The 17450-nt window shown below is 38.3% G+C and carries 17 protein-coding genes; 3 read left to right on the forward strand and 14 right to left on the reverse strand.

The features are described 5' to 3' along the window. Positions 1 to 94: 94 nt before the first annotated feature. The 11 genes from RE409_RS17500 to hmpA all read right to left on the reverse strand — a co-directional run bounded on the left by RE409_RS17500 (position 95) and on the right by hmpA (position 13280). On the reverse strand, positions 95 to 811 hold the full coding sequence (locus RE409_RS17500; protein ID WP_309557851.1) for a Rossmann-fold NAD(P)-binding domain-containing protein: 717 nt from the start codon (positions 809 to 811) through the stop codon (positions 95 to 97). Next, complete coding sequence (locus tag RE409_RS17505) at positions 802 to 1269, reverse strand: Glu/Leu/Phe/Val dehydrogenase dimerization domain-containing protein (protein WP_309557852.1); 468 nt, start codon at positions 1267 to 1269, stop codon at positions 802 to 804. Before RE409_RS17505 ends, RE409_RS17500 begins: the two co-directional genes overlap by 10 nt. A gap of 81 nt (positions 1270 to 1350) precedes the next feature. Beyond that, positions 1351 to 3015 (reverse strand): thiamine pyrophosphate-dependent enzyme, encoded by a 1665-nt coding sequence (locus tag RE409_RS17510; RefSeq protein WP_309557853.1) that lies wholly within the window; start codon positions 3013 to 3015, stop codon positions 1351 to 1353. Between the two features lie 79 nt (positions 3016 to 3094). Beyond that, a complete protein-coding gene (locus tag RE409_RS17515; protein ID WP_201185567.1) occupies positions 3095 to 4591 on the reverse strand; it encodes a sodium:solute symporter family protein in 1497 nt (498 codons plus the stop codon). Further along, positions 4591 to 4785, reverse strand: coding sequence for a DUF3311 domain-containing protein (locus RE409_RS17520; RefSeq protein ID WP_309557854.1), 195 nt, complete (start codon positions 4783 to 4785; stop codon positions 4591 to 4593). The genes RE409_RS17515 and RE409_RS17520 overlap by 1 nt, the downstream gene beginning before the upstream one ends. A gap of 87 nt (positions 4786 to 4872) precedes the next feature. Then, positions 4873 to 5847, reverse strand: coding sequence for a hydroxyacid dehydrogenase (locus RE409_RS17525; protein WP_201223823.1), 975 nt, complete (start codon positions 5845 to 5847; stop codon positions 4873 to 4875). A 185-nt stretch (positions 5848 to 6032) separates the two neighbouring features. Continuing rightward, positions 6033 to 7964 carry a sigma 54-interacting transcriptional regulator gene (locus tag RE409_RS17530; protein ID WP_201253684.1) on the reverse strand — a complete coding sequence of 644 codons (1932 nt, stop codon included), beginning with the start codon at positions 7962 to 7964 and terminating at the stop codon, positions 6033 to 6035. An 868-nt stretch (positions 7965 to 8832) separates the two neighbouring features. Then, on the reverse strand, positions 8833 to 9279 hold the full coding sequence (locus tag RE409_RS17535) for a general stress protein (protein ID WP_201223822.1): 447 nt from the start codon (positions 9277 to 9279) through the stop codon (positions 8833 to 8835). A gap of 78 nt (positions 9280 to 9357) precedes the next feature. Next, on the reverse strand, positions 9358 to 10605 hold the full coding sequence (locus RE409_RS17540) for a glutamate-5-semialdehyde dehydrogenase (protein WP_201185578.1): 1248 nt from the start codon (positions 10603 to 10605) through the stop codon (positions 9358 to 9360). Between the two features lie 40 nt (positions 10606 to 10645). After that, positions 10646 to 11734, reverse strand: a complete 1089-nt coding sequence (proB, locus tag RE409_RS17545; RefSeq protein ID WP_201185579.1) for a glutamate 5-kinase — start codon at positions 11732 to 11734, stop codon at positions 10646 to 10648. Positions 11735 to 12071: 337 nt separating this feature from the next. After that, on the reverse strand, positions 12072 to 13280 hold the full coding sequence (gene hmpA, locus RE409_RS17550; protein WP_309557855.1) for an NO-inducible flavohemoprotein: 1209 nt from the start codon (positions 13278 to 13280) through the stop codon (positions 12072 to 12074). Between the two features lie 170 nt (positions 13281 to 13450). Here hmpA and RE409_RS17555 point away from each other — a divergent pair, with 170 nt between their 5' ends. Then, positions 13451 to 13912, forward strand: a complete 462-nt coding sequence (locus RE409_RS17555) for an RrF2 family transcriptional regulator (protein WP_053346712.1) — start codon at positions 13451 to 13453, stop codon at positions 13910 to 13912. A gap of 16 nt (positions 13913 to 13928) precedes the next feature. Here the strand turns inward: RE409_RS17555 and RE409_RS17560 are convergent, their stop codons facing one another. From RE409_RS17560 to RE409_RS17570, 3 genes are all read right to left on the reverse strand, one after another. Next, positions 13929 to 14909 (reverse strand): HD-GYP domain-containing protein, encoded by a 981-nt coding sequence (locus RE409_RS17560; RefSeq protein ID WP_201250718.1) that lies wholly within the window; start codon positions 14907 to 14909, stop codon positions 13929 to 13931. 84 nt (positions 14910 to 14993) lie between these two features. After that, positions 14994 to 15179, reverse strand: a complete 186-nt coding sequence (locus tag RE409_RS17565) for a zinc-finger domain-containing protein (protein ID WP_201185582.1) — start codon at positions 15177 to 15179, stop codon at positions 14994 to 14996. A 5-nt stretch (positions 15180 to 15184) separates the two neighbouring features. Beyond that, positions 15185 to 15856 (reverse strand): reverse transcriptase-like protein, encoded by a 672-nt coding sequence (locus RE409_RS17570; protein ID WP_309446286.1) that lies wholly within the window; start codon positions 15854 to 15856, stop codon positions 15185 to 15187. 261 nt (positions 15857 to 16117) lie between these two features. Between RE409_RS17570 and RE409_RS17575 the strand changes: the two genes are divergently transcribed. Together RE409_RS17575 and RE409_RS17580 are read left to right on the forward strand one after the other, a co-directional pair. Next, entirely contained in the window at positions 16118 to 16531 is a 414-nt protein-coding gene (locus tag RE409_RS17575) for a reverse transcriptase-like protein (RefSeq protein ID WP_053346715.1), read from the forward strand. After that, positions 16515 to 17426, forward strand: coding sequence for a DMT family transporter (locus RE409_RS17580; protein ID WP_201185583.1), 912 nt, complete (start codon positions 16515 to 16517; stop codon positions 17424 to 17426). The genes RE409_RS17575 and RE409_RS17580 overlap by 17 nt, the downstream gene beginning before the upstream one ends. Positions 17427 to 17450 lie beyond the last annotated feature (24 nt).

The raw sequence follows: 17450 nt of genomic DNA on the forward strand, positions 1-17450 counted from the left end.
ATTCCCCCCCGTTTCTAATCGATAAACTGCTCTATACACTTTTATGATTAACACAAGATAACGAGAGTTCCCATTATTCTGAAATTAAACCACATTATTGTGCAGGTAACGCTTCGGAGGGTTCTGCATATTCTAGCAAGTCGCTGATTGTCGGTTTAAATATTTCATAAGCTACTTCTCTTTGATATTTATTTTGGTTTTTTGCTTCTGTAAACAACTGATACGTATTTTTCCTACAAAGTTTTTCAATATCATCAACTACAGCTTGCGGATTTGGTTTAACTAGTCCGAAAATAACCACTTCATAAAATCTTATCGCCCCCAGGTTGGCAACGAAATCATTGACAACATCAATTCCTCTTTGTTTTATGATTTCGTCTCCCTCAGAAGAAAGGGGAATGTTTGCCGCTTCCACAATTAAGCTTGCTTTTACACTTTTAGCATTAGATTTGTGGATGACATCCTCTAGTGCGCACGGAATTAAAATATCGCAATCTATATCGAGCCATTCCGTGTTTGACCTTACATTATAATGCGGTTCAAAAAAGTCTTTATCCATTTCTCCGTACAAATTCTTATGATCAATAAGCTTTTGGACATCTAATCCTTCTTCACACGTTACTAAAAGGGTTGCATCAGAAATTCCAACAACTTTATAACCTAACTGGGACATTTTCAATGCGCAGCTTGCTCCTACACAGCCGAATCCCTGAATGACAACTCTCGCTCCATCTTTTCCGCTTTTAAATTTCCAGGCCTCATCTGCCGAAAATGCTACACCATAGCCTGTTACGACATCGTTTAAATACAACCGTCAATTTTTGTTTTCAACAATTCATCAAAGTCCTTTATCCCTTGTAGAACATTCGGATTCTGCTTCATTGATTTCGTAAGAGGGATATCAATACCAAATTCATTAAATATTTTGAGCACATCTTCATATTTGGTACCTAAATCACTGCCTAAAGATACCCCGATGTCTATATAAGGCATCATCGCAATTAGAAATCTTCTTAATACTGCATACGCGTCTGGCGCTTTATAGTCATAGGCAATGCCCGCTTTACATCCGCCAGTCGTCTCAGATTCACCGGCTACATACTTATAAGCCATCGCCTCAGCTAACCTTTGAACCTCTTCTTTTGTGACCGTTGGATGCATTCTTGTACCGCCGCCTGCGTAGCCTTTGACAAAGTTATGCACGACCAGCCAACCTTTTGCATCTGTTTCCGTATCATTCCATTCCACAACTAAATATGGTTTGAACATCTGTGAAACCTCCCCAAAATCTTTTATTATTCCCACTAACTTCTAATGCAAAAACAATGCCACAGCATATATGCCCCGCAACTATTTGTTGGACAATAGCTTTTGGTGTACTTCCTTCTTGTTTTGGGCAACAGATAGAATCTTTGGATTGACTGCAACTTCAATTACAGCCGGAAGCCCTGAAGCAATCGCCCTTTGCAGTGCTGGCGCAAAATCACTATTTTTTTCAACCTTTTCACCATGCGCTCCAAATAAGCGGGCCAATTCGGCAAAATTAGGATTGGACAAGTCAGTTCCAACGACCCGATTTGGAAAATGCCTTTCTTGATGTACACGGATTGTTCCGTAAATATTGTTGTTCACCACAATTGATATAGTCGGAATTTTATATCGTACAGCCGTTTCAATCTCTTGGAGAGTCATCATAAAGCCGCCATCTCCTGAAAAAGAAACAACATGTTTGTGAGGCTGCGCCAGCTTTGCCCCAATTGCCGCAGGCAGTCCATATCCCATGGCTCCCGACGTTGGCCCCACGTATGTGTTTTCATGTTCAAAACGATAATATCTGGATAGCCATCCAAAAAAGTTGCCGGCATCATTTGTAATAATGGTATCTTTCGGAAGACAGACAGTAATGTCATGCATTAATCCGTCCATATCCACGAAATCTTCTGTGTAGTCGGCCTTTGGTTCAGAAAATTTCATATATTTATCGTGCAATTCTTTCATATTATCTTCGCTTGAAATAGAAGAATCTGATCCTGACGCTTGCAGCGCTTGTTCTAAGAAACTCTTGACATCTGCTTCTATGGCTAGAGAAGGAGCATACACTTTACCAAAAATATCGGGACAAATATCCACATGGATCAGTTTTGTATTTTCAGAAAGCAAGGTGTAATCTTGTGTTCCTACTTGAGAGAATCGCGTCCCTAACGCCAAAACTACATCTGCATCTCGAATTGCATCAAGTAAATATTGAGGTGTCCCAAACCCAAGCCATCCTGCATAGCAAGGGTGTGAGTTCGGAAACGCGTCGAATCGACGGAAAGCGGTAACAACAGGAAGTTTCATCGCCTCGACAAACTGTACAAGCAGCCTGTTAGACTTACCATGAATCACACCGCCACCGGCAATCAATACGGGGCGCTCCGCGTTTTGTATCGTCTCTATCACCTGCTTCACCACTTCCATATGTGGCTGAGGAGGAAGCGAGCGATAAGAAGGATAGATGTTCAACTCTGCCTCATCTTCTAACATGTCATGCGGCAAAGCCACTAATACAGGGCCAGGACGTCCCGATCTCGCCATATGAAACGCCCGTTGCAATAATTCTGGGATTCTTTCCACACGATCAATCTCTACCGTCCATTTACATAAATGACTGAAAAAACCCGTCAAATTTACCTCCTGAAATGCTTCCTTTTCTTTAAAAGGGCGTTCAACTTGGCCAATAAGCGCAACCATTGGGGTTGAATCTTGAGCAGCAGTATGAATACCGATAGCTAAGTTTGTAGCACCCACTCCACGCGTTGCCATACAAACTCCTACCTCACCTGATGCCTTCGCATACCCTTCCGCCATAAAAGAGGCACCTCCTTCATGCCTGGCGGAAATAAGTTCTATTTCAGGATGTTGATATAATGCATCCATTACACTAAGATAACTTTCACCTGGTACACAAAAAGCTTTTTTTACCCCTTCTTTAGCCATTACTTCTACGACTGCCCTACCTCCACTGACTTTCATAAATAAGCCTCCCGCTTTCAAGAACGTGTTTTCGTTCTAGTAATTTATGTTTAAATTAATCTTGAACTCATTTTTAATATTATTTTACAAGTTTTCCTATACCGGAAACTTGTTTATTATCTTCTTCCATCTCAATTGAAGTTTTTCTTGTAATAGCACTTACTCCTAAAGTCACTGCAATGTTGATAAATAGTACAGCTAACCCCACATCAAGATCCTGTATTGCTTGTGGTAGAGATGGAAATAATGTGGCAAGTGTCGTACCTGAAGTAGTCGAGTATATGACAATTAGAATTCCAACGATCATTCCGAAAAAAGCTCCTTGAACGGTAACAGGATTTTTTTTCCACAGACTGAAAAATAGTGCTGGGAACAACTGTGCCATAAAGCTATATGCCATAAGATACAAAGTAAAAATCGACTCCCCGCCATTGAACGTAAAGTATAGTGTCACTAAAGCAATGACAGGTACTAACATCCTACTCAATCTCCGAAGTTGGTCATCTGATGTATTCGGTTTCCACACCTTATATACATTTTTTGAAAGAATCGTGGCCGTAGCCGTCAACACGAGTGAACTAGGTATAAGGGCGGCCATCGCCCCTGATGCTCCAATAACTCCAACAAACCAGGGATCAAATGACATCTTCGCCATTTTAAATAAAGCTAAGTCTGCTTCTGCTCCTTGTAAATTCGGAACTTGAAGAATCGCAGAAAAACCAATAAAAAGCGAAAAAATGATGATTACTTGATAAATTGGCATAACTCCAGCATTCCAACGAAGTGATTTTGGACTTTTTGCAGAAAACACTCCCGCTAACATATGAGGAAACATATAGAATGCCAGTGCTGTCATAATCGTAGCTGAAATAAACCAAGAGATACTCAATCCTTGTTCAGGGAATATCAATAATCCTTGTTTTGCTGTATCGATTGCTTCAAACATCGGCTGCAAACCACCGTAATAATGAAGTGGAAAATAAATCCCCATAAAGACGACAACTGCCAAAATCATGATATCTTTAATAACCGCCGTCCACGCTACTCCATGCATCCCTGAAGCAGTTACATAAATTGTGATCGCAATTACACTTACAACTATGGCCACATTAGGAGAGATGGACCCATAGGAGGCTTCCGATACGATAATTCCTAACCCTTTTAATTGCATGATCAGATAAGGAATAATTGAAATAACGCTAATTACCGCCACAAGCACACCTAAAGCCGGACTATTGTACTTTTTGTCATAAAAATCAGATTGAGATATGACATTGTTTTTTTTGGCATATTTCCAAATTGGCGGCAACAGCCAATAGGCGATTACGAAATAGAAGCAATTGAAAGCGTATAAGGCAGGAGGCATACCAGATCTATAAGCGCCGCCGCTTGCCCCCAAAAACGTATATGTCGTAAACATTTCACCGGCAATCAAAAAGAAGAGTAAAAAACTGCCGAAACCTCGTCCACCTATAGCCCATTGTTCCAAACTCATATTTTTACCTTTTCGTGCTTGTAGCCCTAACCAAATACACAGAACTAGAAAGAAAAGGATAACAAGAAGGGCTGCATTCATTACTCTTCTTCCTCCTTGGTTGAAGGATCAAGTTTATTAGCAATTATCAAAAACAATGATGTAAGACAAACCCATAATATGGCCCAAAAAAGAACAAATGGCATTCCTAAAACATAAGGTTCAATTCGATTGATAACAACAAGTGAACCAAGTGCTGGTACCACACTTATCGCAAAGATTATTTTTTTCTTCATTTATTCACCATCCTTATCAACTAATGCCAAACTCGATCTTTTCATATATTACTATTCTATAAAAAACAAATAATTAAACTTGTATTATTACATTGACAACCCTTTAGTTAAGGGCTCATTTACAGCCCACTTAGGATTCACGCCAGTCAGAACTTGATCCACTTGCATTGCTGCATGTACAGCCATGCGTATCGAACCTTCCTTCGTCAATGCCGCATTATGAGGACTGACAATCACATTATCCAATTTAAAAAGAGGATTCCATTTATCAGGAGGCTCAACTTCAAATACGTCTATTCCAGCGCCGGCAATTTCGCCCGCTTGCAAAGCATTTACTAAATCACTTTCCTTCACTACACCTCCCCTGGAAGCGTTTACAAAATAGGATGAAGGTTTCATCCAGGAAAACTCACGGCTTCCTATTATACCTTTTGTTGTGTTCGTTAACGGCAGATGCAGACTGATAACATCAGAGTTTCTGAATACCCATTCTAAATCTGTTGCTATCTCTAACTCCAAGTTCGTGCTAGCTGTAACATATGGGTCGTAGCCAATTACTTTCATATCGAAGCCTTTAGAAGCCTTTTTTGCCAGAATTCTACCGATTCTCCCTAGTCCAATAATCCCCAAAGTCTTGCCTTCCAAGTCCATGCCAAAAAGTTGATTACGGATAGCAAAATTCCCATTGCGTAGCTCTTTATCCGCCAAGCTTAAGTTTTTGGACAAAGATAAAATTAATGCCATTACATGTTCAGCTACAGCATTCGCATTTGCCTCTGGCGTATTTGTTACATAAATGCCACGCTCAGTAGCGGCCTCGATATCAATATTGTCCAAGCCCACTCCATACTTAGCAATTACTTTGAGATTTTCAGCTGCTTGAATAACTTCTTTATTTATTACAGCCGTTGATCTCGTTAATACTGCATCACAATCCTTGATTTCTTCCATAAGAATTTCTTGCGCCAGATCAGACCCTACTTTAATCTTATAGCCTTTCTCTACTAAATAACTTTTCCCCTCTTTCTCAATATCTTGAGGAATATACACTAAATGACTCATATGCCCACACCCTTTCATGTTAACCTGGAAAGAAGTATCTTTCCTACTCCATTGTATATATACAATAATCGTGCCAACATAAAAAACATCAGTTTATCCAAGAAAGAAGCCAATTAGTTCTCTAATTAATAAATAAATAAAGTTAACAAATTGTTTCAAATTGAATTAAATAGTTTCATTTCGTTTCAATTTGTTTCAATATTCAAATTTTTCAACTTTCTCCATAAAGTCGTGCGACTCATCCCTAACTCAGAGGCAGCTTTTCCTTTATTATAGTTAACCTTTTTTAACGTTTGAACAATTCTTTCACGCTCGGATAAATGTATCCCTGGTGACATATCCCTTTCTTCCTCTTGATTCGACAGTATTTTCTTTTTACTCTTATTCGGAAAGTACATTTCGATATCGTACACATCAATTAACTTGTCTTTATAAAGAACGCTTAATCGCTCACAAAAATTTTGCAATTGACGAATGTTCCCTTCCCAATTTCCTTCACTCAGCTTTTTCTTTGCAGCATCCGTAATCTTAATTTGTTTTTGATCCGAAAGACCTTTCTGAATAAAAGCATTCACCAATAACGGAATATCTTCTCTTCGTTCCCGAAGTGGAGGCAATACAAGGTCCAGTACACTCAAGCGATAATACAGATCCTCCCGAAAGTCATTACTTTTAACCATTTGCATGAGGTCTTTGTTCGTTGCCGACAAAATTCTCACATCAACCGGAATTACTTTATCATCACCGATGCGCATGATTTCTCGCTCTTGCAGGACTCGTAGCAGCCGGCTCTGCATTTTTGGAGAGATTTCTCCTATTTCATCTAAAAAGATCGTACCTCTATGTGCCAGTTCAAAAAATCCTTGCTTTCCGCCTTTCATTGCCCCTGTGAAAGCTCCTTCTGCATACCCAAATAGCTCACTTTCCAATAAATTTTCGGGAAGCGCAGCGCAATTAATGGCTACAAACGGGTTATTTTTCCGGTTGCTATGATTATGTATACTTTGGGCGAATATTTCCTTGCCCGTTCCGGTTTCTCCAATTATAAGAATATTTGAATCTACTTCACTATAACGTTGAGCTGTTTCAATCGTCCTCTTAATTTCGGAACTCTGAAACAATATATCATCAAATGTGTACTTAGCCACATGTCCGCGTAAATGAATCTTCCTATAGAACTTCCCTTCCATCTCCTGAATGCGTGTAACATCTTGAAAGGCGACCATATCTCCTACTTTTTTACCTTTTAAAAATATCCCAACTTTTTTTACCGATAATTGAATAGATTGGTAAGCAACAATATCTTTTTCGTATTCATCGTCACTTAACAGCATATTACGAAATTTTCCCTGTTTTATTATATCGTATATAGAATTTCCAATTAAGCTCCCCTTGTAAATGGATAATATCTCCTGAGCGGCAGTATTAAATACAGATATTTGTCCTTTTAAATCTACAGCAATAACTCCTTCATAGGCATAATTAAGAATCGTTTGGTAACGCTTGGTCTTCTCCTGTTCCCTTCTACTGACTAGAGCTACTCTTTTCGCCTCAATCAACGCCTGCCGAAATGATTCCTTTCCAGTGTCAACTAGAATGGCTCCCAATCCTATCTCTTCAGCATATTTACAGGTACTTAAACCACTTAGCACCACCTCACAGCCATCACTGGCAGCTAAATCTACTAAACTGGCTGAGGACTCGATATCATTTAATATATAGGACTGAATTGGCAAATCAACTATATCCGAAAGGTTTTCCACTCCATAAATCATATTTAGCGCTCCTATAACGGCCACTTTTTTACTGCCAAAACGTGCCTTGCAATCATACAGACAACGAATGAGATCAATACCTTGTACAGGTATATCAATGATAGGAATAAATTCATTGCTTTCTTTTAAAAGTTTCGTGATTAATCCCCTTGAGATGACTACATCAGCATCAAGCTTCAACTTCACAATCTGATCAGCATCCACAACTACCTCCTCTAACACAAACTTCACTGAACCATTATCTTTATTTTCCAACTCTTCCAACTGGTTGAATTCCTCAAATCTTTCAAACGCATCCGTAATATACCCTTTTCGAGGAACAACGAGTTTAATTTTTATCAACACACACACCTCCAGCGTAAAATTCATTTTGGTTTATTGAATATTATAACTCAGCAACCTCTTATTAAAGCTCTAGTCAAACCAGGACTTGATATAATCGAGATAGCTAAGAATGCCAAACAAAAATTTTCGTTCAAAACCGCAAAAGAATTTATTTAGAAATTAGATATTTTATTTTTAAAAATCACCTTTGAAAAATAAAAAACCCTGTTATCGTGGGTTTTTTCAATACACAGCCTTTTCACTTTTAATTCTAAACCCTAGTATTAAGATTGGTTTTGATTATCATCCAATACGTTATTCACCTTCTTAAAGGGGGATGGGTATCACATTCAAAGTATCTCATAAAACTTTTTAAAGTCTCTTTACTTACATTACGCCACTAACCTTTTTCTTTTTCGAATGTTTATGTTCTCCTGCTTTTCATCACTAGAATACGCTTTTAACATTAACTTCTTATAGGCGTAAAATCATTATGAGTAAAATTTTCACCTTAATTTCTTAAAGTATTCATTATTTAGTGATTCAATGAAATCAAAAACTGAACTAAAAATGGGTGATCCCCCCTGCTCTTCATATAACCAATTACTTGGTAAGGACATTTCATTTAATACCTATTTTATTTTTCGAAATTTTCATTCCTTTCACACTAATAGGACAATATCCCTTATATTCTTCATACAAATGTGGAATTCCTTTTGATTTTAAAGTTACTGACAATAAAATTGATGTACAAACACAAAAACCCCGTTCAAGAAATTCTGAACGGGGTTTTTCTATAAACACTACCTGTTTCATATTGAGCATTTGAGACCAGGGAGCTCAGTTGTCCATCATCGTAGATCTGTTCAATTCAAGGAGGTTTTACTTACGACTTACTTAAAATAGGATCTGCTATGACAAGAATTTTCCCAGCCTTGATATCCTCCACATACCGATCGATTTCTGCTTCATCTAGACCAATATCCAATAATGGCTTCTTCAATCCTCCGGCACCTGATGCTGCCCCAGCTGCCGCTCCTCCAAATGTGGTGAAAATAGGGCCTGCAGCTAATATCGGGCCGATTCCAGGTACAGCCAATGCACTCATCCCAATAACTAAACCAGTTAAACCAAGAGCGCCACCTGCTGCTGCACCGGCTACGAATCCATCAGTCTTTGTAGGACTCACTTCTTCGGCTTCATTTGGTAATTTATCAATATTTTTAGCAACTAATGATATTTGATCGGATGAATATCCTTTTTTCTTTAAATTTTCAACTGCTAAGGTTGCTTCATTTTCATTATCATAAATTGCTATAAATCTATTGTCCATGGTATCTTCTCCTTTAAAAGTAATGTACTGTACAATACCCTTAAGTGAGTTTTGATAACCATCTATTAAAAAATGGAATTACTCCCGGATTTGCCCCTCGCCATAAATAAAATATTTGCTTGAAGTTAATGCCGGCAAGCCCATTGGTCCACGCGCATGAAGCTTTTGTGTAGAAATGCCTATTTCAGCGCCATAACCGAATTCAAATCCGTCAGTAAAACGTGTGGAAGCATTATGATAAACTGCTGCTGCATCTACTTTATTCAAGAAGACAGCCGCATTTTGTTCATCTTTTGTCAGGATTGCTTCGGAATGATTTGTACCATATCGATTAATATGTTCAATAGCATCTGAAACACAACTGACGGTTTTCACGCTGATTTTCAATGCTAAATACTCTGTTGACCAATCTTCTTCCGTAGCAGTTTTGGCTTCAGGAAAAGCGTTACAAACCGCTTCATCACCGTATATTTCAATGCCCTTTTCGTTCAGGACTGCCAAAAGACTCTTCCCATTTTCTTCGAACCATTTTTCATGAATAAGCAGGCTTTCAATTGCGTTACAAACGGAAGGACGCTGTGTTTTACCGTTTAAGACAATATTCTCTACCATGGTTAAATCTGCCGTCTCATCGATGAAGATATGACAATTACCTGCCCCCGTTTCAAGGACGGGGACGGTAGACTCCCTAATTACTGTTTCAATTAAATTCTTTCCACCGCGCGGAATCAAAACATCTAAATAATCTTTAAGGTGAAAAAGTTCCTTAGCTGTCTCACGACTTGTATCTTCAATTAATTGAACAGCATCTACAGGAATTTTCGTATTCTTCAATGCTTCGTGAATAGAAGAGACTAGCGCCATATTGGAATACTTTGCTGAAGAGCTTCCCCGTAATATGACCGCATTCCCTGTTTTTAAAGATAATGTAGCTGCATCAATAGTCACATTCGGTCTTGCTTCATAGATCATTCCAATAACACCGATTGGGACACGTAATTTTTTAATTAATAAACCGTTTTCTTTTTCTATCATTTCCAATTTTTCACCTATTGGATCTTTTAATTCAATCAATAGCCGTATCGCCGCGGCAATGTCATCAATACGTTTAGGGTTTAACATAATTCGGTCTAACGTAGACTCACTAAAACCTTTTAGCCGGCCTTGTTCGAGATCCTTTTGGTTTTCTATTAACAAACTTTCTCTATCAATAACTAGTTGCATGGCGATTTTCTCAAGCGCCTCATTTTTCTGTTCGGTAGACAGTCCGATTAGCTGATAACTTGCTATTTTCGCTGCCTTTCCTTTCGCAATCACTTCACTCATTTTATAAGCCCCCTTTACCTTCGATAAAATTGATATACAACTATGCCTTCACCCATTTATCACGATGGATTACTTCAATGGAAGTTAGTACAAGCTCCGTTGTTCGTTTGCCCATCGCCTGTTTTAACTCCGCTTCGGAATATAGAACCTCTCCACGTCCTAATAATCCATTTGCCCCGAAGACCTCGACGACATCTCCCTTATTGAAAACTCCTTTAATATCATAAATCCCAGCCGGTAATAGACTGCTGCCATTTGAAACTAGTGCCTTTTCTGCACCTGCATCGACATAGATTTTCCCGGATACTTTTGAATGAAGGGAAATCCACTGTTTGTTTTTTGTAACAGTTGTTAAGACATCATTGCCAATATACGTGCCATCACCATTTCCTGAAAGTATTGTAAGAAGTTTTTCACTACCCTCTCCTGAACCGATAAATACTTTGACTCCAAGAGACAGTGCTGTTTGCGCTGCAATCAGCTTGGATTTCATTCCCCCCGTACCAACACTTGAACCCGCTCCTTCAGCCATTTGTAATAACTCTTCGGTAACTTCGGAAAGCTTATCAAATCTGTTAGCCTCTGGATTTGTTTGGGGATTGGAATCATAGAGCCCATTAATATCAGTTAAAATAATCAGGTTGTTGGCATGGACAAGCCCGCTTACAAGAGCAGATAGCATATCATTATCACCGAAAGTCAACTCTTCTACCGATACGGTGTCGTTTTCATTTATTATCGGGAGAATGCCCCGCTCAAGCAATTCCATTAATGTGGCATAGGCATTTTTATACCGATCTTTTTTTGAGAAATCTTTTCTTGTAAGTAAAATTTGTGCTGGAACAATTCCAAAGTGCCCCAATTGTTCCATATAAGACTGGATCAACAGGCTTTGCCCGACGGCTGCAGCTGCCTGTTTTCCTTTTAGAGTAACAGGTCTTGAAGGGTATCCAAGCTTGCGAAAACCGGTTGCTACAGCCCCTGATGAAACAAGAACAACTTCATGTCCAGCCTTCCTTAATGCTGCCACTGCCTGGATATGATCGGAAAATTTCTTTTGGTCGATTTCACCTTGTGTGTTGGTTAAAGAACTACTTCCTATCTTTACAACGATGCGCTTCTTTTCCATCGATTTTTTCCTCCAATTAATATCTTAGACATGAAAAAAAGCCCTTTTCGTCCTCTAAACAAGGACGAAAAGGGCTTCTCTCCGTGGTACCACCTTCATTGAATGCAAATTTATGCATCCCACTTTGCCTGATAACGCCAGGATTTGCGCCTATGTTTCGCATAGGACTCAAGAAGCAGGTTCTGCGCTTTCCTGTCGCGGGTCTTCCAGCAATTAACACCGCTCTCTGTCACAGTAAATTTTCGCATACTAATCTTCCTTCAACGTTCATGGTTTTAATATAGTATGCAAAATTATCTTCTTGATGTCAACACCATTCAAAAACCTTTATTAAATCTTAAAGCGCTATCGCTGGGCCGAAGAATTCATAGTGGATTTTTTCTGGATCTATCCCAAGCTCTTTCAGACAAGTAATAATAGCTTTCATAAACGGGACCGGACCACATACATAATAATCTGCTTCAGGTTTTACATGTCTGCTTAATAGTTCCGCATCCATATAACCTTGCTTCTCAAAATTCGGTAAGTTCTTATCTTCTTCGCTCGGATTTTTATAAACAAAGGATAATTGATAATTAGTCAATTTTCGAGAAAGTTCTGTCAACTCACTTCTAAACGGCTGCAATGCACCATTTTCAGATGCATGAATGAATTGTACATCACGTTCGGGCTTTTGATCAGCAACCGCATGTACCATGCTCATGAAAGGAGTTATTCCAACGCCGCCGCTAAGAAATACTAGAGGTGTTTGTTTTTCCATGTTGATAGTGAAATCTCCAGCAGGAGCGGTTACGTCTATCATGTCTCCCACCTGAATAACTTCATGCAGATAGTTTGAGACTCTACCATCTGGAGAGATTCCCGGCTTTTCTTTTTTGACAGAAATCCGGAAGTAATCTTTTCCAGGTGAAGCTGATAAACTATACTGACGGTTGAATAAGTAACGTTCACCCTGTATCTCCATACGTATGGTCACATATTGTCCAGGTAAAAAAGATGGAACCGCATCACCATTTGCTGGCTTTAAATAAAAGGAAGTAATTACATCGCTTTCCTGTACTTTTTCCACTACAGTGAATGGTTTGAAATCAGACCATCCTCCGTCCTGATTGGAAGCTTGATCGTACATTTCCTTTTCTATGCTAATAAATACACCGGCAATGACTCCATATGCTTCTCCCCACGCATGGATGATTTCCTCGGTAGCCGCATCTTTTAATACTTCTTTAATTGCTCCTAATAAGAATTCTCCTACAATAGGGTAATGTTCCGGTTTAACAGCCAGACTTCTATGTTTTTGTGCTATTTGTTTCACAGCTGGTAAAATCGTTTCAAGTTGATCTATATATTTAGCTGCGGCTAATACTGTGTTAGCAAGTGCATTTTGTTGGCGTCCTTTTTTCTGATTGGCGTGATTGAAAACATTCAATAGTTCAGGATGCGCTTCGAAAAGATTTTCATAAAATACAGTTGTAATAGTTGTACCATGTACTTCTAAAACAGGTACAGTGGATTTGATGATGTCGATAGTTTTTTGGGATAGCATGTGTAAACCCCTCTTCTTAAACAAGTATTTTAAATACATGTTTATCTTAGAACTTAATGACTTGAAAAGCAATATATAAAATACATCTTTTTATACTATTAGTATTAATGTTTAAAAAATGTTCACATTTATGATATAGTCAAATAGGGATAGAATGTGAGGCGATAAACATGAGGTTAACGAGTTATTCCGATTACTCACTAAGAGTGTTGATTTACCTGGCTTCCCAAGATCAAAGCAAATTGTCAAATATTAAAGAGATTTCTGAGGTTTATCAACTATCAAAAAATCATCTCATGAAGATTGTTTATAATCTCGGTAAATTAGGTTATATTGAGACAATACGCGGACGAAATGGCGGTTTCCGGCTCGCAAAACCTCCTGCTGAAATAAATGTAGGGGAATTAGTTCGGAAAACTGAAGAGGATTTTTATTTAGTGGAATGTTTTAAAGATCACGATAACTGTGTGATTTCTCCCGTTTGTTCATTAAAATTCGTACTTAATAATGCCTTAGATGCTTTTCTAAAGGTCCTTGACCAATATACTATTGCTGACTTCAGCGAAAATAAAGCAATGCTCAAAGCCTATTTCGATTCAGTAAAGCATAGTGAGAAAGAGCCCGATTTATAATAATCGGGCTCTTTCCTCATTTACCTATAATCCGTTCAATCTGCAATTCTTTTTCTAACCTTAAATCTAAGATACCTGAATTAGTTTTCATTAAAACTTTAAGAGGCTCGTAAGGATTTATCATGATAATTGTTCCGATTTGTTGATTAGTAAGCATGACTTCTTTCCCAACTAAGGTACCCATCAATTGGTTAATGAATACTAGCAACATTTTCGGATTGAATTTCCCAAAAACATCGCGGTTCATTTGCTCAATCACCTTATAAAATGGCATAGCCTGATGATAAACACGATCTGATGACATAGCATGAAATACATCAGCTATTGCCACGATCTTCGAAAGATAGTAAATATTACTTCCTTTCAATTTATGGGGATAGCCTTGCCCATCTTCCCTTTCATGGTGCTGAAGAGCCGTTAAAGCAATCGAGGGTGGAATGCCCGGGATACTTTTAAGGAGCTCGTATCCATAAATTGTATGGCGTTTTATTTCATCATACTCTGCCGCAGTCAGTTTCCCCGGTTTTTCTAATAATCTCTCAGGAATCCTCGTTTTACCTACGTCATGCAGAATAGCTGCCAATGTCAGATCTGAAAGACTTTCCTTCGATAAACCAAGCTTTGTTCCCAAATAAGTGGCAATGATTCCTACACCAATATTATGCTTATACGTATATTCATTTTTTGCCTGCATCTCTTCGAACAGGTAATAAATATCAGGGTTCTTTGCAGCCTCCTCGATGATAGGAACAATTTCAGCTTTAATTCCTTCAACAGTTTCAAGCTGAATATTTTCTTCTTTACGGATGTCTTCAAATAAATTTTTAATTTGCTCAGAAGCGCCGTTAATTTTTTCATGAATTCTTACGTTGGGTTGTACATGTTGTTTAACTGATTCGCTTTCTTTCCCTTTATTCATTTCTTCCATTATGAAATCAATTTCAGGAATTGTAAGAGGGGAAATCTCATTATTTAGCTTCCCTTTTCTATATTTCATTTCTCTCACACTTTTCTCTATTTTTTACCTATAATACCATATTATTCATTGGTTTTGTGTGAAAATGAATGCTATTTTCTTTGCCTAAGAACGGTCGTTAAGTTCATTGCCGAGCTGTTTTAATTTCTCACCAACTGTACACTGAGAAATGCAGAATTGGTGAGCATATGAACGACCATATTCTTTTCGAAAATGTTTTTGTAAAAAACATTCATGGCAAAATGAGGAAATTACATCTTCTACTTCTTCATATATTTTTTTCCTGTTCATTTTTGTTACGACTCCTTTAACTCAGCAATTTCCGATTTGCTAAATATGACTTCTCCCTGAAGAGCAAGTGTTGCCAGACGATCGGCTTCCTGGTTCTCTTTCCGTGAAATTGGCTTATAGACCGGGATAATCTTTAATTTTTCTAACTTCGCTTCTATACGGTCCAGCCATTTATTTAAGTTTTCCTCCATACAGGGCCATTCTCCAGAAAGTTGGTTTAATACAACAAGAGAATCACCTTTAAATAAACAGCTTTGGTGGTGGACTCCAAGTTCCTCCATCTGCCTCACTGCTTCATAAAAGGCAGCATACTCTGCTTCATTATTGGATTCAAATTGCTCAAGCCTTAGGTTAGTCCGTATACGCCAGTGTTTTTTCCCTTGTCGATAATATATAGCTGCACCAATTCCGGCTACTCTTTGCTCTTTTTGAAAACCACCATCAAAAAAAACCGTCACATCCTGAGGTTCCTCCTCTACCTCTGTTAAGAGTTTCTTTAACTCTTTTTTTGTCCAAATTGTATCGAATTCATCCTTGAATTCCACTTCCTTCAAACGTCCCGCCTTTTCAAGATCTTCTGTAATGACTAAGGCAGTACCAGCATCCAACCAATCGGAAACAAAATCGGCAGTTGGTTTTTTTGAAGCATGATATGTCCATTGCATAATTACCTTCAATGATTTCCAGCTCCTTGTCATCTATTCCATGATAAAGTTTGTCAATTTTCATACCTATTTTTCGGAATACCATTTATAATATAATTTAAACAATCAAATATTCTTTTAATTATTTCTTTATAGTTCCCATAACAGCCTGAAATTCTCTTGTTGAATTAGAATCTTTTTAATTTCATGATTCACATCTATCAGTCTTTAATTATTATATGAAACAACTACTAATCATAGCATATGAACAGTGTAAACTCGAGGAGGAACATCATGATTGAAGTGTATATTGATGGAGCCAGTGCGGGCAATCCGGGGCCGAGCGGCGCAGGAATTTTCATTAATAATAACGGTGTAGTCGAGCGTCATTCCATCCCACTTGGAAATATGGAAAATCATGAGGCGGAATACCATGCTTTAATCAAGGCATTGGAGATATGTATATCCAGTCATTATCAAGTCGTTTCTTTTCGGACCGATTCCCAGGCCATCAACCAGGCCATTGAAAAAAGGTTTGCTAAAAAAAAATACGCCACCTTGCTTGATCAAGCACTTAAGTTATCAGACCAGCTTGAGTTATTTTTTGTGAAATGGATTCCAAATCTCGAAAATAAGAGAGCTGATGAGCTAGCACGACGGGCCATTCGTTTAAACAAAGTTGAGGAAAATAATGAAAAAGACAGCTGATGTTTCATTATTGTTTGTTGTATTCATTTGGGGTGTCACATTTGTTATGGTGCAGAATGCCCTTTCTTTTCTTGAACCTTTCACATTTAATGCTATCCGGTTTTTTATGGCCTTTGTTTTCTTGTTTATACCTTACTTATTAACCTTACATAAAAGGGGAAAAACCTGGAACAAGAAATTGTTAATTGCAGGACTTCATATCGGGGTATGGCTTTTCTTGGGTTATGGCTTTCAAACAATAGGCTTGAATTATACTACCCCTGCCAAAACTGGCTTCATAACAGGCTTAAGTGTTGTCATGGTACCAGTTTTTTCTTTGTTGCTATTAAAACTGAGGCTATCACGTAATACAGTATTGGGTGTCGTTGCCGCAACGATTGGGCTTTATTTAATGACTTTCGCCGACCGCTCTAACTTGAATGTTGGTGATTTTCTAGTATTTTTATGTGCGATCAGTTTTGCCATGCAGATTATTACGACTGCCAGGTATGCTAAAACCCTTCCTGCCTTACCGTTAACTCTGATTCAAATTTTCACGGTTTCTTTTTTATCCTTAGGTTCAGCCATATTATTTAATGAAGATTATTCTGTAATCTTTAAGTCGGAAGTCATGTTACAGCCAGAGGTCTGGACCGCCTTATTGGTTACGGCTGCTCTTGCAACGGCATTTGCCTTTTTCGCACAAACCTTCTTCCAGGCTTATACGACACCTACAAGGGTCGCATTAATCTTTTCAATGGAACCGGTTTTTGCGGCGTTTTCCTCATTCATATTGATTGGGGAAAAATTGACTTCTGCTTCAATCATCGGCTGCGTATTCATTTTCCTTGGCATGATTCTCGCTGAGTTGCCATCGAAGAAAAAGAAATCGATAGCAACTCAAGATTTTTCTTAAAAGATTAAATAAAAATAAATCGGA

The sequence above is a fragment of the Peribacillus sp. R9-11 genome, assembly GCF_031345095.1.
Lineage (GTDB): Bacteria > Bacillota > Bacilli > Bacillales > DSM-1321 > Peribacillus > Peribacillus butanolivorans.